We start from the raw sequence: 20309 nt of genomic DNA on the forward strand, positions 1-20309 counted from the left end.
CGTGAGCTTCGTCGAGTCCGATGAGCGGATCGCGCTGCGCAAGGCCGTCTCCGAGTTCGGCGCCAAGTACGGCCACGACTACTTCATCGCCAAGTCCCGGGCGGGGGAGAAGACCACCGAGCTGTGGGAAGAGGCCGGCAAGCTCGGCTACCTCGGCGTGGCCGTGCCCGAGGAGTACGGCGGCGGTGGCGGCGGCATCGGTGACCTCGCGGCGGTGTGCGAGGAGCTGGCGGCGGCGGGATGTCCGTTGCTGCTCATGGTGGTGTCGCCGGCGATCTGCGCGACGGTGATCGCGCGGTTCGGCACGGACGAGCAGAAGTCGAAGTGGCTGCCCGGTTTCGCGGACGGCACGCTGAAGATGGCGTTCGCGATCACCGAGCCGGACGCGGGGTCCAACTCGCACAAGCTGAAGACGCACGTCCGGCGTGATGGTGACGATTGGATCCTCAAGGGCACCAAGACGTACATCTCCGGCATCGACGAGGTCGACGCCGTGCTGGTGGTCGCGATCCAGGCGACCGGGCCGGTGCTCGTGGTCGTGCCGACGAACTCCGAGGGCTTCACCCACCACCAGATCGAGATGGACCTCGTGGTGCCGGAGAAGCAGTTCACGCTGTTCTTCGACGACGTCAGGCTGCCGTCCGACGCCGTCGTGGGCTCGCCGGACCAGGGGCTGCTGCAGGTCTTCGCCGGCCTCAACCCCGAACGGATCATGGGCGCGAGCATGGCGACCGGGTCGGCGCGGCTGGCGATCGGCAAGGCGGTGTCGTACGCCCAGCAGCGCCAGGTCTGGGACCGCCCGATCGGCGCGCACCAGGGCCTCTCGCACCCCCTGGCGAAGATCCACGTCGAGATCGAGCTGGCCAGGCTGATGACGCAGAAAGCCGCCGCGCTCTACGACTCCGGCCGCGACAAGGAGTCCGGTGAGGCCGCGAACATGGCCAAGTACGCGGCCGGCGAGGCGATCGCGGCGGCCGTCGACCAGGCCATCCAGACGCACGGCGGCAACGGGCTGAGCTCCGAGTTCGGGCTGGCGTCGATGCTCGGCATGTCCCGGCTGTCCCGCATCGCGCCCGTGTCGCGGGAGATGGTGCTCAACTTCGTCGCGCAAAACTCGCTGAAGTTGCCGCGCTCCTACTGACACACTGCGGGGCATGGGGACTTTCAGCACTTCAGACGGCGTCGGCCTCGTCTACCACGGCGAGGCCGACGATCCGTTGATCTGCCTGCCCGGCGGGCCGATGCAGGCGTCGTCGTACCTGGGCGGCCTGCCGCTGGAGGACGTGATCCGGCTGGACCTGCGTGGCACCGGCGACTCGGAGAAGGCTGCGGCCTACCGCGTCGATCATCAGGTCGGCGACGTGGAGGCGTTGCGTCAGCACCTCGGGCTCGATCGGATCAGGCTGCTCGGCCACTCCGCGGGCGCCGCCCTCGCGATCCTGTACGCGACGCGGTTTCCGCGGCACGTCAAGGAACTCCTCCTCGTCGCACCGAGCCCGCGCGTGGTCGGCATCGATGTCACCGACGACGACCGCAGGGAGATCGCGCTGCGGCGCGGCGGTGAGCCCTGGTACGCCGAGGCGATCAAGGGGTTCGAGGAGATCTGGGCGGGCAACGTGACGCCAGAGGCGTTCGCGAGGATCAGCCCGTTCTTCCACGGCCGCTGGGACGACGCGGCGCGGGCGCTGGACGACCACCCGCGCAACCCCGAGGCGGCCCAGGAGTACTACGCGGAGGGCGCGTTCGATCCGCGGCAGGTCCGCGAGGAGCTCGGGAACCTCGACGTGCCAACACTTCTGCTCGCCGGCGAGTACGACGTGGCCTTGCCGCCGATCCGCGCGCAGGAGTACGCGAAGCTGTTCCCGCGCGCGACGCTGGTCGTGCAGTCCGGCGCCGGTCACTTCCCCTGGGGCGATGATCCCGAGGCGTTCGCGGCGGCGGTCCAGCGCATTCCGTAAAGACCAGGGCCGAAGTCGAGCGCGGCGGCGTGCGCGTAGCCCCCTTCATCCACGGGGGCCGGGCGGGTGCCGCCGGGCATTTCCGTTCCCGCCGGGCCGGAAGCGAATTGCTCGCAGGACGCGGGCGGGGACTCGGCCGGGAATTTGATCTCCAGGACGTAGTCGTGCACGCGTTCGCCGAACCGCCGGAAATGCGTGTGCTCGACGGTCGGATGTGGATAGATCAATTCGTACTCGATCGCGATCGACTCGCCGGCGGAGATCGGTTCGTCGAACAACAGCTCCGCGACGAGCACGCCGTTCGTGCGTTCCCGCGCGATCCGGCCGACCCGGCAGGAACGGACGGCGGTGAGCGAGGGCTGCGCGGAACCTGTTTCCTGGCACAGGATCCAGCGGTCCACATTGGCGGAGCTGGCCTGCATGACCTGCCGTGAGCGGATACCGCGCACCCCACCGCAGGGTGCGACGTCGACCCGGTCGTGCTGGGCGGTCAGCAGGAGTCCGGAACCGTCCCACGGTGCCCGGGACGACAGCTCCCGCCTGCGGGAACGGCCACGCGGCCGAGGCGGGCCCAGCAGGCGGCTCAGGGCGGTCTCCTGCAGCCCGAGGACGTTCTCCAGCTGCGCGAGCGCCATCAGCGACTCCGGTCGCTCGGGTCTGCGCCGGCCCGACTGCCAGTAGCTCAACGCCGTCACGCTGATCGGCGCGCCCCGCACTTTCAGGCGGTGCTGCAGCCGTTCCAGACTGAGTCCCCGCACCTGGATCGCGACCCGCAACGCGTCCGCGAACGGACCCGTCACGAGAAGGTCGGCGAGCTCCTCGCGCGGTGGGTAAATCGTGAGCATCGCTCCTCCGGTTTCACGGAGTCAAGGTCGGAAGGCTATCGGCAGCAAAGGGAACGCGGTACAGCCGATCGGCGGTTTTGTCCGGGTTCGAAACTCGGCAGGTTCAGATCTCGGGACTATTACGCCGCCAATACGCCCCGATTGGGTTCCTGAGCATCCCTGCGACGAACAGGACTACACAATGCGCAAGACCGCAACTCTGCTGGGCTCGGCGGTCATGATCGCGGCGTTCGCGGCTCCCGCGACGGCCGCGGTCGGTGAGATCCGGGTGTCACCAGGTGAGAACATCGCGGGCAGCTTCATCGTCAAGTTGAAGGACGGCGGGGTCACCGCGAGCGCGCAGACTCTCGGTTCCCGGTTCGGCGGCCAGGTCGGGTACGTCTACGACACCGTCTTCCAGGGCTTCTCGGTCAAGATGAGCGACGCGCAGGCGCGCAGACTCGCCGCTGACCCGTCGGTCGAGTACGTCGAACGCGACCAGGTCGTCAGCACCCAGGCCACGCAGGTCAACCCGCCGTCGTGGGGCCTCGACCGGATCGACCAGCGCAACCTGCCGCTCGACCAGCGCTACACCTACAACAGCACCGGCTCCGGCGTGAACGCCTACATCGTCGACACCGGTGTCCGCATCACGCACCGCGACTTCGGCGGCCGTGCGCGCAACGGCTACGACTTCGTGGACAACGACGCCGTCGCGCAGGACGGCAACGGCCACGGCACGCACGTCGCCGGCACCGTCGCCGGCACGCTGCACGGTGTGGCGAAGCAGGCGAACATCGTCGCCGTCCGCGTGCTGAACAACTCGGGCTCCGGCACCATCGCCGGTGTCGTCGCGGGCGTCAACTGGGTGGCGTCCAACCACGTCAAGCCCGCTGTCGCCAACATGTCGCTCGGCGGCGGCGCCAACACCTCGCTCGACAACGCCGTCTCGGGCGCGATCACGCGCGGCGTGACGTTCGCCGTCGCGGCGGGCAACTCCAACACCAACGCGGCGAACACCTCGCCCGCACGTGTGGCGGCGGCGCTGACCGTCGGCTCCACCGACCGCACCGACGCCCGTTCCTCGTTCTCCAACTACGGCCCCGTGGTGGACGTCTTCGCGCCCGGTGGTGGCATCACGTCCACCTGGAACACCAGTGACACGGCCACGAACACCATCTCCGGCACCTCGATGGCGGCGCCGCACGTCGCCGGTGTGGTGGCCCGGTACCTGCAGGGCAACTTCAACGTGACGCCCGCGCAGGTGGCGACCGCGATCACCTCCAACGCCACCAACGGCAAGGTGACCAACCCCGGAGCGAACACGACCACGAGGCTCCTGTACTGGCCGCCGACCAGCTGATCGCGGCCACTTCGGATGTGCGGCCCCGGCTCCCTGCGAGCCGGGGCCGTTTTCCCTGCAAATGAAAGGAAGTCTGCCCGTGAGAGCCCTGCTGGCAGTCGCCGCCCTCGCGGCAACGGTCGTGGTCGCCCCGGCGTCCGCGGCCACGTCGTCGTACATCGTCGTGCTGAAGGACGGCGCTGTGTCGTCCTTCAGCGGTGCCGTGGAGCACCGGTACACCAGTGTTCTGAACGGTTTCAGCGCCCGGCTGACATCGGCGCAGCTCCGCGTGCTGAAAGCCGACCCGAACGTGTCCTCTGTGGAGCGTGACGGGATCGTGCACGCCAACAGCGTCCAGCTCAACCCGCCCTGGGGCCTGGACCGGATCGACCAGCGCGCGTTGCCGCTCGACCAGCGCTACGAGTACACGACCACTGGCCGTGGCGTGAACATCTACGTGATCGACACCGGTCTTCGCGTGACGCACGCGGACTTCGGCGGCCGCGCGCGCAACGGCTGGGACACCGTCGACAACGACGCGATCGCGCAGGACGACAACGGCCACGGCACGCACGTGGCCGGTATCGCGGCGGGCACGAAGTACGGCGTCGCGAAGCACGCGACGGTGTGGGGTGTGCGGGTGCTGAACGGCTCCGGCTCCGGCACGATCTCCGGCGTCATCGCGGGCGTCGACTGGGTGACGACCAACGCCGTGAAGCCCGCGGTGGCCAACATGTCGTTGGGCGGCAGCGCTTCCGCGGCGCTGGACACGGCGGTGAAGAAGTCCATCGACTCCGGCGTCTCGTACACGGTCGCGGCCGGCGGCAGCAACACCGATCCGGTCAACTCGTCCCCGCAACGGGTCTCGCAGGCGATCTGCGTGGGTGCGCTGACGCAGAACGACACCAAGTCCTCGTCGTCCAACTTCGGGCCCCTGGTGGACATCTGGGCGGCGGGCGTGAGCATTCCGTCCGCCTGGAACACTTCCGACACGGCGACCAACACGCTGAGCGGTTCGTCCATGGCCGCACCGCACGCGGCCGGTGTCGCGGCCAGGTTCCTGGAACGCAACCGTGCCGCCACGCCCGCGCAGGTCGAGCGCGCGCTGGTTACCACGGGCACCCCTGGGACGCCACCCGTCACTCGTATCCTCTACTGGCCGCCATCCCTGTGAAAGGTGAATTGTCCGGCAATGCAAGCGCGTCTTAATCCGTAAGACACCCTTGGCAGGAACCGGATCTCTCCATAACGTCGAAAGCGCTTCGTTCCCCTGCAATGAACGGAATGCAATCATGACGCGAAAGATCCGGTTCCTGGCCGGTGCCGGCGCGGCGACTCTCGCCATGTCGGTTCTGATGGTTCCCAACGCCTCCGCCGCGGAAGGCGAGGTGCTGTCGCTCAACGCACCGGAGAAGATCGCCGGCAGCTTCATCGTGAAGCTGAAGGAGGGCAAGGCGAACGGGCACGCCCTCGCGTCCCGTTTCGGCGGGACGGTCGAGCGCGAGTACAAGACCTTCGGCGGCTTCAACGTGAAGCTCACGGAGAAGCAGGCCAAGCGCCTCGCGGCCGACCCGTCGGTGGAGTTCGTGGAAGCCGACCAGGTCGTCCACACGCAGGCCACGCAGACGAACCCGCCGTCCTGGGGTCTCGACCGCATCGACCAGCGCAACCTGCCGCTCAACAGCTCCTACAGCTACACCTCCACCGGTTCCGGCGTGACGGCGTACGTCATCGACACCGGCGTCCGCATCAGCCACTCCACGTTCGGTGGCCGCGCCGCCAACGGCCGGGACTTCGTCGACAACGACAACGTCGCGCAGGACGGCAACGGCCACGGCACGCACGTCGCCGGCACCATCGCGGGCTCGCAGTACGGCGTCGCGAAGGCCGCGAAGATCGTCGCCGTCCGCGTGCTCGACAACAACGGCTCCGGCACCCTCGCGGGCGTCGCGGCCGGCATCGACTGGGTGGGCGCCAACGCCGTCAAGCCGGCCGTCGCCAACCTGTCGCTCGGTGGTGGCGCCAACGCCACGCTCGACACCGCTGTGCGCAACGCCGTCGCCAAGGGCGTCACGTTCGCGGTGGCGGCCGGCAACTCCAACGCCAACGCGTCCGGCTTCTCGCCGGCCCGCGTGACCGAGGCGATCACGGTCGGCTCCACCGACCGCAACGACGCCCGCTCGTCGTTCTCGAACTACGGCGCGGTGCTCGACATCTTCGCCCCGGGCCGCGACATCACGTCGTCCTGGAGCACCTCCGACACCGCCACCAGCACCATCTCGGGCACGTCGATGGCCACCCCGCACGTCGCGGGTGCCGCCGCTCGCTACCTCTCGACGAACGCGTCCGCCACGCCGGCCCAGGTCGCCTCGTACCTGATCGGGCAGTCGACGCCGTCGAAGGTGACGAACCCGGGCACCGGTTCGCCGAACCGCCTGCTGTACCTCGCGCCCACCGCGTGAGCTAGTTCGCCGTGAGAAGGCCGCGACCTACCCGGTCGCGGCCTTTTCCTATTGTTGGTTCCATGGTGGAGGCTCTGAGGAAGATCGACTGGTACCGGTTGCGCGGTCACAACGGGTACGCCGACGAGCTTCCCCGTCTGCTGAAGCAGGCCCGGACCTCCGTCGAGCCGCACGAGGAGCTCGTGGGCCTGCTCACCGGCGAGGAGTCGGAGGTCAGCGAGGCGACCGCGGCGGCCTGGCCGTTCCTGCTGGAGCTGGTCGCCCACGACAACACGCCCAGCCGCGAGTGGCTCCTCGAGAACCTCTGCGGCGCGATCGCGGTCGCCGGGGGCAGCGGCTCGGACGGCGTCCACCCGAGCTGGCCACCCGCGTTCGAGGCCTCGAAACCCGCCCTGCTCGCCCTGCTCGACCACAGCTCCGCGGGCGTGCGGCGGGGCGTGCTCTTCGTGCTCGGGAAGGGGCGCGGGGACAGCGCGCCGGTGCTGCCCGCCCTGACGCGGCGATGGGAAGAGGAGACGGACCCGGCCACGCGGCTGTGCCTCGTGCTCGTCGCGACGGAGTTCGCCGGGCGGGGCGACGAGGCCGCGGTCTCGTGGTTGCGGGAGCTGGACGTGCCGGACGACGAACCGCTTTCGCGGCTGCTGGTGTCCGCGGCGACCCGGCCCGACGCCGACGTGATCCTGCGCGCGCTGACCGGGGACCTGGAGCTGTTCCTGGCCACCGGGTCGTTCGAGATGGGCTACGACGAGGTGCTGGAGCACGTGCTCTGGCTGGTGGGGCCCAAGGACTTCGACGGCATGGACCTCGTGCTGGCGCTGGTGGACGTGCTGCCGTGGCGGACCGAGGCGCTCGACTACCTGCGCAGGCTCTTCGAACGTGACACCACGGACGTGGGCCTGGTCGTGCCGTTCGTGCCGGTGTGGATCGCCGACCCCGACGTCCGGTTGCGGGCCTTCGCGGTGTGGCTGGTCGGTGTCGCGCGGGCTCGCGAGTACCGGGACCTCGTCGCCGAGAGGGTGCACGACCACTCCGTGACGTCGTTGGGGCAGAAGGTCTCGACGCTCGCCACGTCGGTGTTGCTGGACCTGGGGTGAGGCCGGTGCTGGAAGGGCTGGACGACGTCGCGTGGCATTCGATCGACCACGCCTACGGCCCCGCGCTGGACACACCCGGTCACGTGCGGGCGCTGCTGTCCGACGATCCCGAGGCGGTCGAGCGGGCCATCACCGACCTGGACCGGACAGTGCACGAGGAGGGCGGGTTCGTGTGCGGGGCCGCCACCGCGGTGCTGCCGTTCCTCGTCGAGGTGCTGCCGTCGCTCGCGCCGGCACCGCGGGCGCGGCTGCTCGACCTGCTCCACCGCATCGCGGAGTGGGGCGACGCCGAGCAGGTAGACCCCGGCTGGCACGCGGCCTGGGCGAAGGCGAAACCGGTGCTGGGGAGATCATCTCCGCAGCGAGAAAGCCCTGCGTGAAAATCTGTCGGTGGCTCCGGCTAGCCTTGACGGCAAAGCTGACTTCGTCTACAAGGAGCCACCACCGTGTTGCGCACGCACGAGGCCGGATCACTCCGGGCCGAGCACGCCGGGCAGTCCGTCACCCTCACCGGGTGGGTCGCTCGCCGGCGGGATCACGGCGGTGTCATCTTCATCGACCTTCGCGACGCCTCCGGTGTGGCCCAGGTCGTGTTCCGCGAGGGTGAGATGGCCGAGCGCGCGCACCGGCTGCGCAGCGAGTACGTCATCAAGGTCACCGGCGACGTGAGCAAGCGTCCCGAGGGCAGCGAGAACCCCGACCTCTCCACCGGCGCCATCGAGGTCTACGTGACCGACCTCGAGGTCCTCAACGAGGCCGCGCCGCTGCCGTTCCAGGTCGAGAGCGACGTGGAGCCCGGCGAGGAGGCCCGCCTCAAGCACCGCTACCTCGACCTGCGCCGCTCCGGCCCGGCCAAGGCCATCCGGCTGCGCAGCGAGGTCAGCCGCATCGCCCGCGAGGTGCTGCACGGCGAGAAGTTCTCCGAGATCGAGACGCCGACCCTGACCCGTTCCACGCCCGAGGGCGCGCGTGACTTCCTGGTGCCGGCGCGGCTGCGCCCCGGCTCCTGGTACGCGCTGCCGCAGTCGCCGCAGCTGTTCAAGCAGCTGCTCATGGTCGGTGGCCTGGAGCGCTACTACCAGATCGCGCGGTGCTACCGGGACGAGGACTTCCGCGCCGACCGCCAGCCGGAGTTCACCCAGCTCGACATCGAGATGAGCTTCGTCGAGCAGGACGACGTCATCGCGCTCACCGAGAAGCTGCTCGCCGCGATCTGGAAGGAGACCAAGGACGTCGAGCTGCCGCTGCCGTTCCGCCGGATCTCCTACGCCGACGCGATGGCGAAGTACGGCTCGGACAAGCCGGACCTGCGCTTCGAGCTCGAGCTCACCGACCTGACCGAGTACTTCAAGGACACGACGTTCCGCGTGTTCCAGGCGCCGTACGTCGGCGCCGTCGTCATGCCGGGTGGTGCCTCGCAGCCGCGTCGCACGCTCGACGCGTGGCAGGAGTTCGCCAAGCAGCGCGGCCACAAGGGTCTCGCCTACGTGCTGGTCCAGGAGGACGGCACGCTGGGCGGCCCGGTCGCGAAGAACCTCACCGACACCGAGCGCGAGGGTCTCGCGAAGGCCGTCGGCGCCAACGCGGGCGACTGCATCTTCTTCGGCGCGGGCGACCCGCGGGACGCGCGTGCTCTGCTGGGCGCGGCCCGTGTCGAGATCGCGCACCGCGTCGGCCTGATCGACGAGAACGCCTGGGCGTTCGCGTGGGTCGTCGACTTCCCGATGTTCGAGTCGGTCGACAAGCTCGACGCGGGCGACGTCGCGGTCGGTGGCGGCAACTGGACGGCGCTGCACCACGCGTTCACCTCGCCGACCCCGGAGTGGATCGACAACTTCGAGTCCGACCCGGGCAACGCGCTGGCCTACGCCTACGACGTGATCCTCAACGGCAACGAGCTCGGCGGTGGCTCGATTCGTATCCACCGCGCGGACGTGCAGCAGCGCGCGTTCAACGTCATGGGCATCGGTGCCGAGGAGGCGCAGGAGAAGTTCGGCTTCCTGCTCGACGCGTTCAAGTTCGGCGCCCCGCCCCACGGCGGCATCGCGCTCGGCTGGGACCGCCTCTGCATGCTGCTCGCGGGCGCCGACTCGATCCGCGAGGTCATCGCGTTCCCGAAGTCGGGTGGCGGCTACGACCCGCTGACGGCCGCTCCCGCGCCCATCACGGCGCTGCAGCGCAAGGAGGCCGGCGTGGACGCCAAGCCGCAGGAGAAGGCCGAGCAGAAGGCGGCTGACAAGGCCGAGCAGAAGGCCTGACGATCTTTTCGCGCGCGGAGGCAACCCACCGGATGCCTCCGCGCGTCTCAGAACATGAGAACCGTTCGCCCGATCGAGCAACTACTTGATCGGTATTGACCCAAGGGCGGCGATCGATCGGGTTGATCGGCACGTAGTGGGCAACGGAAGGTGTTTCCACACGTCCACACGTCGGAGGGGGATCCGGAAACACCGCGAGCCGTTATCAACGAGTAGTGGTGGTCGCAGCCTGGCCCGATTAGCGTCGGTCCGGCTCACGGACTTGGGGAGTAGGGTCGGAGGGGATGAGCGTGGAGATCACCGCGGGCCCTCCCGACACGACTTCACCTGAGATCGCAGACGCTGTCGGGGCGGCTGAACGCGTACTGACCAGAAGACTGGGCGCACAGGTGCGCCTCGCGGACCCCGAGACTCTCGGGGGTACCGGTCGTTCCGTCGTCATTCGCGTCCGAGTGGCCTCCTCGCCGTTCTCCATGCCGCGCACGCTGGTCGTGAAGCGCTATCCCGCAGGGACCGGCGACCGCGACCCGTGGGCGCACGAGGCGGTCAGCCATCAGCTGCTCACGGCCCTTCCGGCCGAAGAGCGCGCCACCCCGGAACTCTTCGCCCACGACGCGGCGATGCGTCTGGTCGTGCTGGAAGACCTGGGCCGTGCGCCGCGGTTGTCCGAGAAGCTGCACGCGCCGGACGCGCGCGCCGCGGAACGTGGCCTGCTCTCGTGGGCACACGCCATGGGCCGCCTGCACGCCACGACGGCGGGTCGTGACGCGGACTTCGACGCGTTGATGCGGCGGGCCGGCGCGCAGTGCTGCCAGGACCCGATCGCGGTCGACGTGCACGCGGCGATCGTCGGCTTACCGGCTTTGCTGGAGTCCACCCTGGGCGTCGGCACGTCCACGCAGGCCATCGAGTTCGCCGCCGAGTCCGCACGGGCGTTCAGCACCTCACGGCGGCGCGCGTTCAGCCCGTCGACGTCCTGTCCGGACAACCACCTGGTCACCTCGCGCGGCGTCCGGTTCGTCGACTTCGAGGGCGGCTGCGTCCGCGACATCGTGTTCGACGCCGCCGCGTTGCGCGTGCCGTTCCCGTCCTGCTGGTGCGGCTGGGGCCTGCCGCCGGGGATGTCCGAGGCGATGGTCGCCGCCTGGCGCGCGGAGGTCGGGTCGGTGTGGCCCGAGATGGACGACGACGCGGTGTTCTTACCGCGGCTGCTGGAAGCCCAGCTGCTGTGGGTGTGGCTCGCGACGTGGCGAGCGCTCTCCAAGCCCATGCCCAACGTTGTCAACGCCCCGCCGCGCAGTGTCGTGCTGACCGGCCGGTGGATGCGGCTGAGGTCCGACGCGTTGCTGCTGGGCGAGAAGACGGTCGCGTCGCACGCCGACGCGGTGATCGGGGCACTGGCCGACCGCTACGGCCCTGAGGTGCTCGAACTCCCGCTTTACCCAGCATTTCGCTGAACCGTTCCCGCGTGGCCATTCCCGGCTCACCGGGCAGGCTGATCCTGAACCGCGTGCTGGTGTTACTAGGTGACTCGACAGCGGTCGGGATCGGCGACCTCGTGCCCGGCGGATGGCGTGGCTTCGGCCCGATCCTCTCGTCCGCCTACTCGGACAACGGCTATCGCAACCACGCCGTCTCCGGTGCCCGGCTGGCCGACGTCCGACACGTCCAGCTGCCGCGGGCGTTGCGGGACAGGCCCAGCGCGGCCGTCGTCATCGCCGGCGTGAACGACACGCTGCGGTCCGACTTCTCCGTGCGGCGGATGTACGAGGACCTCGACCACGTCTGCCGCGAGCTGACCGCGGCCGGGGTCGCCGTCGTCACCGTGCGGTTCCACGACCAGGGCCGCGTGTTCAAGCTGCCGGGCCGGTTGCGGCGGGTGCTCAAGGACCGCATCGACGAGTACAACCGCGTGGTCGACGTCGTGGTCGCGCGGCACGGCGTGCGGTGCGTCGACCTGCACACGATGCCCGGCGCCTACGAGCTGGACACGTGGGCCGTCGACCGGCTGCACCCGTCCGAACGGGGTCATCGCATGCTGGCGCGCGCGTTCGCGGCCGAACTGCGCGCTGGTGGCCTCCAGTTCGGCGACGTCAGCCTGGAGTGCTCCGGCGGTCGCGAGCTCACGGTGTGGCACCACATGGCGTGGCTGATGCTCAAAGGGATTCCGTGGTTGTGGAAACGCGGAGCCGACCTGCTTCCGCTGCTGTGGGCCGACGAGCCGGCCGAGACGATCGGGCCGGTGCCGGGGGAAGTGCTCCCCGCCGACACCGGCCGTCTCTGAGGATCAGCCCGTGGTCAGGTCGTAGAGGGTCTGGCCGCCCGCCGTCGTGGACTGGAAGGTCGCCGCGACCCACTCGGCGATCTCGCTGCCGCCACCCCGTCCGCCGCCGCCACCTTCGACGTAGTACCGCACCTCGCCCTGCGCGACGAGCGCCTTGAACTCGTCCAGCGTCGGCGCGGGATCGCTGCCGTTCCAGCCACCGATCGCGATCACCGACCGGCCGGACGCCAGCTGCAGCGACGCCGCGCTCTGGGCGCCGGTCGTCGCGGCCGCCCACTCGGTGTCCGTGGCCTTCAGCAGCTGCACGACCTCCGTCGACGAGCCGCCTTCCCGCATGCCCGTGCCGGCGCCCTGCTGGGAACGCGGGCCGGACAACGGGATCGACCCGCTGTGCGTCGTCGAGGCGGTGGCGAACGCGTAGCCGGACGTGCCGAGCAACGCGGTGACCACCAGCGCGGCCGCGATCCAGCGACGTCCGTTCAGCCCGAACACCAGCGCGAACACGACGAGCGCGGTGACGGCCAGCAGGACCCAGCGCAGCCACGGCGTCCAGTCCGGCGTGCGGTCGAGCAGGATGAAGCCCCACACGCCGGTCGCCGCGACCATCGCCGTCAACGCCATTCGCACCGGGAAGTGGCCACGGCCGCGCCACAGCTCACGCCCGGCGATGCCGACCACCGCGGCGATCGCCGGGGCCAGAGCGACCGTGTAGTACGGGTGCGTGATGCCGCTCATGAAGCTGAACACCGCGCCGCTCACGAGCACCCAGCCGCCCCACACCACCAGCGCCGCACGTGTGCGGTCAGTGCGGGGCGCACGGCGCAGGAACCACAGTCCGGCACCCAGTCCGATCAACGCGGCGGGCAGCAGCCAGGAGATCTCGGGGCCCATGCTGGCGCCGAACAACCGCCCGATACCCGTTTCGCCGCCGAAGCCGATGTTCCCGTTGCCGCCCATTCCGCCACCGCCGGGACCGCCGCCGGAACCGCCGAAGATGCGGCCGAGCCCGTTGTAGCCGATGGCCAGTTCCCACAACGAGTTGTTGGTCGACCCGCCGATGTACGGGCGGCTGTCCGCCGGCCACAGCTCGACCAGCGCGATGAACCACCCGGCCGAGACGACGATCGCGACACCGGCGCCGAGCAGGTGCAGGAGCCGCTTGAGCGGTGACGTCGGAGCCGCGATCAGGTAGGCCAGCGCGAGTGCGGGCAGCACCAGGAACGCCTGCAGCATCTTGGTGAGGAACGCGAACCCGATCGCCGAACCCGCGAGCGCCAGCCACAGCGGGCTCGCCTTCTCCAGCGCCCGCACCGTGCAGTACGCGGCCGCGACCATGAGCAGCACCAGCAACGCGTCCGGCAGGTTGAACCGGAACATCAGGGTGGCCACCGGCGTGAGAGCGAAGGTCGCACCGGCGAACAACGCCGCGGCCGGGCCGGACGTGCGCTTGATCGTCGCGTACAGCAGCCCCACCGCCGCAACGCCTTCCAGCGCCTGCGGGGCGAGCACGGCCCAGCTGGAGAAGCCGAACGCCTTGGCGAACAGGCCGCTGACCCACAGGAACGCGGGCGGCTTGTCGACCGTGATCGTGTTGCCGGGGTCGAGCGAGCCGAACAGCAACGCCTTCCAGCTCTGCGACGCCGCCTGGGTGGCCGCCGCGTAGAACTCGTTGCCGTAGCCGGACGCGGTGAGGTTCCACAGGTACAGCACGGCGGTGCCGGCGAGCAGACCGAGGAAGGCGATGCGGTGCAACGTTTTCGACTTCAGCTTGCGTTGTGGTTCCGGTGCCCGGGCAGCGGTGGGCGCGGGTGCGAGCGTGGCGGTCATGACGCGTCCAGTTCGTAGAGGGTGGCACCGGCGACGGTGGTCGCGGTGTAGTTCTCGGCGACCCACGCGGCGATGTCGTGGGCGGCGTCGCTGCCGCTCTCGCCCTGCATCATCCGGCCGGCCGCGACGTAGTAGTGGATCTGTCCGCTTCGGACCAGTTCCTGGAACTGCTCCAGGGTCGGCGCGGGGTCGGTGCCGTTGAAGCCGCCGAGCGCCATGACCGGCTGCCCGCTGGCGAGCTGGAGCCCGGCCGCGTTGTTGGAGCCGATCGTCGCGGCGGCCCACCTGTAACTATCCGCGTTGTCCTGCAACAGGGTCACGACCTCGGCGTCCGGGGTCGTCGCGTCGAGCAGGCCACCGCCCATGCCGCCCATCCGGCCGTTCGACGGGCCCGCGACGGGCAGCGCGCCGGTGTGCGGGGTGGTGACGGTGGCGAAGGAGTACGTGGTCGGGCCGAGCAACGCGGCGATGAGCGCGACCGGGATGGCCCAGCGCATCGACAGCACCAGGCCGACTGCGGCGATCAGTCCCGTCATCAGCACCAGCACCGCGACGGGCGTGGAGAGCTCGTTGATCAGCACGTAGCACTGCAGCGCGCTCAGCGCGACGGAACCCGAAAGCACCGCTGCCGCAACGGGTTCGCTGCGACGGTCCCAGAGTTCGGTGGCCGCGATGCCGACGACGGCGGCGATCGCGGGAGCCAGCGCCACGGTGTAGTAGGAGTGGATGATCCCGTTCATGAAGCTGAACACCCCGGCGGTGACGACGAGCCAGCCACCCCACAGTGCGAGCGCGGTGCGGGCGCGGCCCTTCGCCAGCCACAGCCCGGCGACCAGCAGCACCACCGCGGCCGGCAGCAGCCACGCGATCTGACTGCCCATCTCCGCGCCCAGCAGGCGGCTCCACCCCGCCGAGCCCCAGCCGCGGCCACCGCCGACGCTGCCGACCTCGTCACCGGTCAGGCGGCCGAAACCGTTGTAGCCCAGCGTCAGTTCGAGCACGCTGTTCGTCTGCGACCCGCCGATGTAGGGCCGGTCCGGCGTCAGTTCGACGGCGGCGATCCACCAGCCGCCCGCGACGACCATGGCGCCGAACGCACCGGCCAGGTGCAGGAGCTTCCTGCCTGTCGATGCGGGTGCGGCGAGCAGGTACACCAGCGCGAACGCCGGCAGCACCAGGAACGCCTGCAGCATCTTGGTGAGGAACCCGAACCCGACCGCGACGCCCGCGAGCGCGAGCCAGAACGGACTGGCCTTCTCGACCGCGCGGGTCACGCAGTAGGCGCCCGCGACCATCAGCAGGACCAGCAACGCGTCCGGGTTGTTGAAGCGGAACATCAGCACCGCGACCGGGGTCAGCGCGAGCACGGCCCCGGCGATCAGCGCGGCCGCGGGGGAGAACCAGCGGCGCACCGTCGCGTGCAGCAGCCAGACGCTGCCCACGCCCATCAACGCCTGCGGCACCAGGATGCTCCACGCGTTGACGCCGAACAGCCGCGCGGACAGGCCCATCACCCACAGCGAGGCGGGCGTCTTGTCGACGGTGATCGCGTTCGAGGCGTCCGACGAGCCGAAGAACCACGCCTTCCAGCTCGTCGCACCGGCCTGCGCGGCGGCGGAGTAGTAGGCGTTGGCCCAGCCCGAGTCCCCCAGCCGCCACAGGTACAGCGCGCCGGTCGCGATCAGCAGGACCGCCAGCGCCAGGCGTTCTCGTCTCATGGGGACGAGAGTCGCGGCCTAGCCTGGGTCGGTCGTGTGCTCCCGCTGTGAACGACCTGTGTGCAACGAGACCGTGAACGTCGTGCGCCCCGGCTTGCTCGTCACGGACACGTCGCCGTCGTGCGCGCCGACCACGGCCGACACGATCGACAGGCCCAGGCCGGTGCTCCCCGCCGCCCGCGAGCGCGAGGAGTCACCGCGCGCGAACCGTTCGAAGACCTCCAGGCCCTCGGGGATGCCAGGGCCGTCATCGGTGACGGTCAGGTCCACCTGTCCGTTGTGGACGGACAGGCCGGTCGTGACGGTGGTGCCCGGCGGGGTGTGCGCGCGGGCGTTGGACAGCAGGTTGCCGATGACCTGGTGCAGCCGTTGCACGTCACCGGGAACTGTGACGGGTTGCTCCGGCAGTGCGAGCTTCCAGCGGTGGCCGGGGCCCGCGATCCGGGCGTCGCCGACCACGTCCAGCACCAGCCGCGACAGGTCCACGTCCTTGCTTTCCAGTGGCCGGCCCGCGTCGAGGCGGGCGAGCAGCAGGAGATCCTCGACCAGTGACGTCATCCGCACCGCCTCGGACTCGACGCGGCTCATCGCGTGCGTGACCTCGGGAGGCAGGTCCTCGGTGGTCCTTCTGGTCAGCTCGGCGTAGCCGCGGATGGCGGCGAGGGGCGTTCTGAGCTCGTGCGAGGCATCGGCGACGAACTGCCGGACCCTCGTTTCGCTGTCGTGCCTGGCTTTCAGTGCCTCGCCGACGTGCCCGAGCAGCTTGTTCAGCGCGAGGCCGACCTTGCCGACCTCGGTTGCCGGATCGGTGTCCTCCTCCGGCACGCGTTCGGCGAGCGCGACCTCGCCCTCGTGCAACGGGAGCTCGGAGACGCGGGTCGCGGTGTCGGCGACCCGGTCGAGCGGCACCAGCGCGCGCCGCACGATCACCCGGCCCGCCAGGGCGACCGCCGCCGCTCCCGCGACGATGAGGCCGGCGAGGATCCAGACCATCTGCCACACGATGTCCGTGACGGGCGCGAGCGGCAGGCCCTTGATGTCCCTGCGGTCGGTGACGACCCGGAACTCGCCGGCCTCGCCCAGGTCGACGGTGTGCAGGCTCGACGGCGCGGCCGCCAGCAGCTTGATCTCGTCGGCGGTGAGCATGCGCGGCGCCTGCCAGCCCGGCAGTTCGATCGTGCCGGCGATGCTGCCGTCGCCGAAGATCCTCGCGTTGATGCCAGGTGGTCCGTAGGGCGAACCGGGTGGCGCGGGCCGCAGTGTCGTGACCTCGCGGTCCAGGTTGCTCATCAGGAACGCGTGCAGCGCGAGCACGGAGACCCCGCCGATCACCAGGCACAGCGCGGTGAGCAGGACGATCTGGCCGGAGACCAGCTTCGCCCGCAGCGTTCTAGGTCGCAGGCTTGAGGACATAACCGGCGCCTCGCATCGTGTGGATCATCGGGGTGCGCCCGGCGTCGATCTTCTTGCGCAGGTAGGAGATGTAGAGCTCGACGATGTTCGCCTGGCCGCCGAAGTCGTAGCTCCACACGCGATCCAGGATCTGGGCCTTGCTCAGCACGCGCTTCGGGTTGCGCATCAGGTAGCGCAGCAGCTCGAACTCCGTCGCGGTGAGGTCGATCGAGGCGCCGGCGCGTTCGACCTCGCGCGTCTCCTCGTTCAGCGACAGGTCGCCGACGATCAGCCGGGTGCCCGCGTCCGCGTCGGTCACGCCGGTGCGCCGCAGCAGTGCACGCAGCCGCAGAACGACCTCCTCCAGCGAGAACGGTTTGGTGACGTAGTCGTCGCCGCCCGCGGTGAGCCCGGCGATGCGGTCCTCCACGGCGTCTTTCGCCGTCAGGAACAACACCGGCAGGATCGGTGCCTCTGCACGCATCCGGCGCAGCACCTCGAAACCGTCGAAGTCCGGCAGCATCACGTCCAGCACCACCACGTCCGGGCGGAACTCGCGTGCGGTCCGCACCGCCGTCGTCCCGTCGAGAGCCGTGCGCACGTCCCACTTCTCCATGCGCAGCGCCATCGACATCAGCTCGGCCAGAGTGGACTCGTCGTCGACGACGAGCACCCTGACCGGCTGTCCGTCCGGCCTGCGGAGTTCGGTCTTCATCGCGCGCATGGCTCCCATCGTGAACGCGGATCCTGTGTACCAGCTGTGAGCGACGCGCACAGGCCGTGCCTACGTCAGGCACAGGTTCGGCACAGCCGGCGCCGCCACGGTGGCTGTCATGACCGAACAACAGCCCCCGGAGTGGGGCGCACCCCAGCAGTCCGCCGAATCTGCGGCGCGCCCGGCGTGGACCGCGAAGAAGACGGTGGCGGCCGTGGCCATCGCCGTCGCGATCGCCGGTGCCGGTGGCGTCGCGATCTACGCCGCCAGCGGCACGAACCAGCAGACCGGAGCCGGAGGGATGGGACCCGGCGGCATGGGCGGGGCACCGCCGGACGGTGGCGGCGGCATGCGCGGCGGACTCGGGTTCGGCACGGCGACGCACGGCGAGTTCCAGTCAGGCGAGGTCACCGCGCTCAGCGACTCGTCCATCGAGGTGAAGTCCACCGACGGGTACACGAAGACGTACGTGATCGACGCCGAGACCGTGGCCGAAGGTGTCGAGAAGGGGGACGCGGTGACCGTGATCGCCACCACAGAGGACGGCAAGTCCGTCGCGTCCAGCGTGGTCGAACCTGGTCAGCGCGGTCAGCGGGACGGGCAGGCCCCTCCCACGAGGTGATTTGGGGTCAAGTGTGAGCGGTTATGGTCGGGTGATCAGGCCCGACCACAACCGGAGGTGAGCGGCGTGCGCACGTTCACACTGACTGTGATGGGGTCGACAGACCTGCACGGCAATCTCTTCAACTGGGACTACTACCTCAACCGCGAGTTCGACGACTTCGCGCACAACGACGTCGGGCTCGCGAAGATCTCGACGCTCGTGAACGACGTGCGTGCCGCCGTGGGACGCCAGCGGACGTTGCTGCTCGACGCCGGTGACACCATCCAGGGCACGCCGCTGGCGTACTACTACGCGAAGGTCGAGCCGATCACGCGCGGTGCGCACGTGCATCCGATGGCCGCCGCGATGAACGCCATCGGCTACACCGCCGCCGCGCTGGGCAACCACGAGTTCAACTACGGGCTGCCGGTGCTGCGGACCTTCGAACGGCAGCTGGAGTTCCCGCTGCTGGCGGCCAACGCGCTGGACGTGGCCACGGGCCTGCCCGCGTTCCAGCCGTACGTGGTGAAGACCGTGTGGCTGACGGGCGGGGCGCCGTTGCGCGTCGGGATCCTCGGGCTGACGAACCCGGGGATCGCGGTGTGGGACCGCGCCCACGTCGACGGCGTGCTGACGTTCCCAGGGCTGGTGGAGCAGGCGCTGCACTGGGTGCCGGAGATCCGGCACAAGTCCGACCTGGTGATCGTGGTGGCGCACTCCGGGGCCGACCTGTCGTCGTCGCTGGGCGACCAGGTGCCGTTCCCGGAGAACTGCTCCGAACTGCTGGCGGAGACGGTGCCAGGGATCGACGCGGTGCTGGTCGGGCACGCGCACGTGGAGATCCCGTCGCGGTTCGTGACGAACAAGGTGACCGGGCGGCCGGTGCTGCTGACCGAGCCGCTGTACTCGGGCAAGCGGTTGTCGGTGATGGAGTTCGACCTGCGCTACGACGGGCGCTGGGAGCTGGCCGAGTCGCGGTCGTCCGTGCTGTCGTCGGCCACCGTGGCGGAGGACCCGCGGATCGTGCGGCTGCTGCGGCACGACCACGAGCGGGTCGTGTCGTACGTGAACGGACGGGTCGGCACCTGTGCGTCGGCGATGTCGGCTTCGCGGTCCCGGTTCGAGGACACGCCCGCGTTGCGGTTCATCAACCACGTGCAGGCGCTGGAGGTCTCGAAGTCCACGTCGCTGCCGGTGCTGTCGTTGTGCGCGCCCTTCAACCGGACCGCCGCGATTCCGGCGGGGGAGGTGTCCCTGCGGGACGTCGCCGGGCTCTACATCTTCGACAACACGCTGGTGGGCGTGCGGATGACCGGTGGGCACCTGCGCGACTTCCTGGAGGAGTCGGCGCGGTACTTCCTGCAGGTGTCCGGTCCTGGCCCGTTCTCGGCGGCCGAACTGTCCGCCGACGTGCCGGACTACAACTTCGACATCGCCTACGGGCTGTCCGCGCCGCTGACCTACGACGTCGACATCTCCCAGCCGGTCGGGTCCCGGATCGTGGATCTGCGCTTCGGCGGTGAGCCGGTGGCGGACTCGTTCGAGTTCGCGGTGGCCGTGAACAACTATCGGCAGGCGGGTGGCGGCGACTTCCCGCACATCGCCTCGGCGGCCGTGCTGCACAACCAGCAGCAGGAGATCCGGCAGCTGCTGATCGACTGGGTGAAGGCCGCGGGCGTGCTCGATCCCGCCGACTTCGCGGGCTCGGACTGGCGTCTGGTGGCGTCCGGCGAGCCTGTCGTGGTCTCCACGAACGAGTGAATTCGGGTGCGGTGTCCTGGGTGTTCCGGTCCAGGTGGTGGCAGCCGGTCGGCCGAATGAGATAGGCCAG

Annotated in this window: 17 protein-coding genes; 12 read left to right on the plus strand and 5 right to left on the minus strand. The window is 69.9% G+C overall.

Annotated elements, in window-relative coordinates:
* The first annotated feature begins 1 nt into the window (after window position 1).
* Complete coding sequence (locus tag SK854_RS32140; RefSeq protein WP_319978877.1) at window positions 2-1141, plus strand: acyl-CoA dehydrogenase family protein; 1140 nt, start codon at window positions 2-4, stop codon at window positions 1139-1141.
* Window positions 1142-1154: 13 nt separating this feature from the next.
* Window positions 1155-1958: an alpha/beta fold hydrolase gene (locus SK854_RS32145; protein ID WP_319978878.1), complete on the plus strand. Its 804-nt coding sequence runs from the start codon at window positions 1155-1157 to the stop codon at window positions 1956-1958.
* Here the strand turns inward: SK854_RS32145 and SK854_RS32150 are convergent.
* Window positions 1898-2803, minus strand: a complete 906-nt coding sequence (locus tag SK854_RS32150) for a hypothetical protein (RefSeq protein WP_319978879.1) — start codon at window positions 2801-2803, stop codon at window positions 1898-1900. The genes SK854_RS32145 and SK854_RS32150 overlap by 61 nt on opposite strands.
* Before the next feature lie 181 nt (window positions 2804-2984).
* Here SK854_RS32150 and SK854_RS32155 point away from each other — a divergent pair, with 181 nt between their 5' ends.
* From SK854_RS32155 to SK854_RS32190, 8 genes are all read left to right on the plus strand, one after another.
* Complete coding sequence (locus SK854_RS32155) at window positions 2985-4145, plus strand: S8 family peptidase (RefSeq protein ID WP_319978880.1); 1161 nt, start codon at window positions 2985-2987, stop codon at window positions 4143-4145.
* Between the two features lie 79 nt (window positions 4146-4224).
* Complete coding sequence (locus SK854_RS32160) at window positions 4225-5298, plus strand: S8 family peptidase (protein ID WP_319978881.1); 1074 nt, start codon at window positions 4225-4227, stop codon at window positions 5296-5298.
* 118 nt (window positions 5299-5416) lie between these two features.
* Window positions 5417-6586: a S8 family peptidase gene (locus SK854_RS32165; protein ID WP_319978882.1), complete on the plus strand. Its 1170-nt coding sequence runs from the start codon at window positions 5417-5419 to the stop codon at window positions 6584-6586.
* Between the two features lie 62 nt (window positions 6587-6648).
* A complete protein-coding gene (locus SK854_RS32170) occupies window positions 6649-7680 on the plus strand; it encodes a HEAT repeat domain-containing protein (protein WP_319978883.1) in 1032 nt (343 codons plus the stop codon).
* 5 nt (window positions 7681-7685) lie between these two features.
* Window positions 7686-8060 carry a hypothetical protein gene (locus tag SK854_RS32175; protein ID WP_319978884.1) on the plus strand — a complete coding sequence of 125 codons (375 nt, stop codon included), beginning with the start codon at window positions 7686-7688 and terminating at the stop codon, window positions 8058-8060.
* A 66-nt stretch (window positions 8061-8126) separates the two neighbouring features.
* Window positions 8127-9938: an aspartate--tRNA ligase gene (gene aspS / locus SK854_RS32180; protein WP_319978885.1), complete on the plus strand. Its 1812-nt coding sequence runs from the start codon at window positions 8127-8129 to the stop codon at window positions 9936-9938.
* Between the two features lie 284 nt (window positions 9939-10222).
* On the plus strand, window positions 10223-11395 hold the full coding sequence (locus SK854_RS32185; RefSeq protein WP_319978886.1) for a hypothetical protein: 1173 nt from the start codon (window positions 10223-10225) through the stop codon (window positions 11393-11395).
* An 11-nt stretch (window positions 11396-11406) separates the two neighbouring features.
* Window positions 11407-12222 (plus strand): SGNH/GDSL hydrolase family protein, encoded by an 816-nt coding sequence (locus tag SK854_RS32190; protein WP_319978887.1) that lies wholly within the window; start codon window positions 11407-11409, stop codon window positions 12220-12222.
* A 3-nt stretch (window positions 12223-12225) separates the two neighbouring features.
* Here the strand turns inward: SK854_RS32190 and SK854_RS32195 are convergent, their stop codons facing one another.
* Genes SK854_RS32195 through SK854_RS32210 form a run of 4 tightly spaced genes read right to left on the minus strand, consistent with a single transcriptional unit; the run spans window position 12226 to window position 17883 of the window.
* A complete protein-coding gene (locus tag SK854_RS32195) occupies window positions 12226-14049 on the minus strand; it encodes an ArnT family glycosyltransferase (protein ID WP_319978888.1) in 1824 nt (607 codons plus the stop codon).
* Complete coding sequence (locus SK854_RS32200; RefSeq protein WP_319978889.1) at window positions 14046-15767, minus strand: ArnT family glycosyltransferase; 1722 nt, start codon at window positions 15765-15767, stop codon at window positions 14046-14048. The genes SK854_RS32195 and SK854_RS32200 overlap by 4 nt, the downstream gene beginning before the upstream one ends.
* Window positions 15768-15785: 18 nt before the next feature.
* Window positions 15786-17180, minus strand: a complete 1395-nt coding sequence (locus SK854_RS32205; RefSeq protein WP_319978890.1) for a sensor histidine kinase — start codon at window positions 17178-17180, stop codon at window positions 15786-15788.
* Complete coding sequence (locus SK854_RS32210; protein ID WP_319978891.1) at window positions 17158-17883, minus strand: response regulator transcription factor; 726 nt, start codon at window positions 17881-17883, stop codon at window positions 17158-17160. The genes SK854_RS32205 and SK854_RS32210 overlap by 23 nt, the downstream gene beginning before the upstream one ends.
* A gap of 109 nt (window positions 17884-17992) precedes the next feature.
* On the opposite strand from SK854_RS32210, the gene SK854_RS32215 reads away from it, so the two are divergent.
* Both SK854_RS32215 and SK854_RS32220 read left to right on the plus strand, forming a co-directional pair.
* Window positions 17993-18496: a hypothetical protein gene (locus SK854_RS32215; protein ID WP_319978892.1), complete on the plus strand. Its 504-nt coding sequence runs from the start codon at window positions 17993-17995 to the stop codon at window positions 18494-18496.
* 90 nt (window positions 18497-18586) lie between these two features.
* Window positions 18587-20239 (plus strand): bifunctional metallophosphatase/5'-nucleotidase, encoded by a 1653-nt coding sequence (locus SK854_RS32220; protein ID WP_319978893.1) that lies wholly within the window; start codon window positions 18587-18589, stop codon window positions 20237-20239.
* Window positions 20240-20309: the final 70 nt, after the last annotated feature.

The sequence above is a fragment of the Lentzea sokolovensis genome (assembly GCF_033949975.1).
Taxonomy (GTDB): Bacteria; Actinomycetota; Actinomycetes; order Mycobacteriales; family Pseudonocardiaceae; genus Lentzea; species Lentzea sokolovensis.

Excerpts from the sequence above, each read along its gene's own strand:
- SK854_RS32145 (WP_319978878.1), top strand. The coding sequence starts at position 1,155 with ATGGGGACTTTCAGCACTTCAGACGGCGTCGGCCTCGTCTACCACGGC.
- SK854_RS32150 (WP_319978879.1), bottom strand. The coding sequence starts at position 2,803 with ATGCTCACGATTTACCCACCGCGCGAGGAGCTCGCCGACCTTCTCGTG.
- SK854_RS32155 (WP_319978880.1), top strand. The coding sequence starts at position 2,985 with ATGCGCAAGACCGCAACTCTGCTGGGCTCGGCGGTCATGATCGCGGCG.
- SK854_RS32165 (WP_319978882.1), top strand. The coding sequence starts at position 5,417 with ATGACGCGAAAGATCCGGTTCCTGGCCGGTGCCGGCGCGGCGACTCTC.
- SK854_RS32170 (WP_319978883.1), top strand. The coding sequence starts at position 6,649 with ATGGTGGAGGCTCTGAGGAAGATCGACTGGTACCGGTTGCGCGGTCAC.
- SK854_RS32185 (WP_319978886.1), top strand. The coding sequence starts at position 10,223 with ATGAGCGTGGAGATCACCGCGGGCCCTCCCGACACGACTTCACCTGAG.
- SK854_RS32195 (WP_319978888.1), bottom strand. The coding sequence starts at position 14,049 with ATGACCGCCACGCTCGCACCCGCGCCCACCGCTGCCCGGGCACCGGAA.
- SK854_RS32200 (WP_319978889.1), bottom strand. The coding sequence starts at position 15,767 with ATGAGACGAGAACGCCTGGCGCTGGCGGTCCTGCTGATCGCGACCGGC.
- SK854_RS32205 (WP_319978890.1), bottom strand. The coding sequence starts at position 17,180 with ATGTCCTCAAGCCTGCGACCTAGAACGCTGCGGGCGAAGCTGGTCTCC.
- SK854_RS32210 (WP_319978891.1), bottom strand. The coding sequence starts at position 17,883 with ATGCGCGCGATGAAGACCGAACTCCGCAGGCCGGACGGACAGCCGGTC.
- SK854_RS32215 (WP_319978892.1), top strand. The coding sequence starts at position 17,993 with ATGACCGAACAACAGCCCCCGGAGTGGGGCGCACCCCAGCAGTCCGCC.
- SK854_RS32220 (WP_319978893.1), top strand. The coding sequence starts at position 18,587 with ATGGGGTCGACAGACCTGCACGGCAATCTCTTCAACTGGGACTACTAC.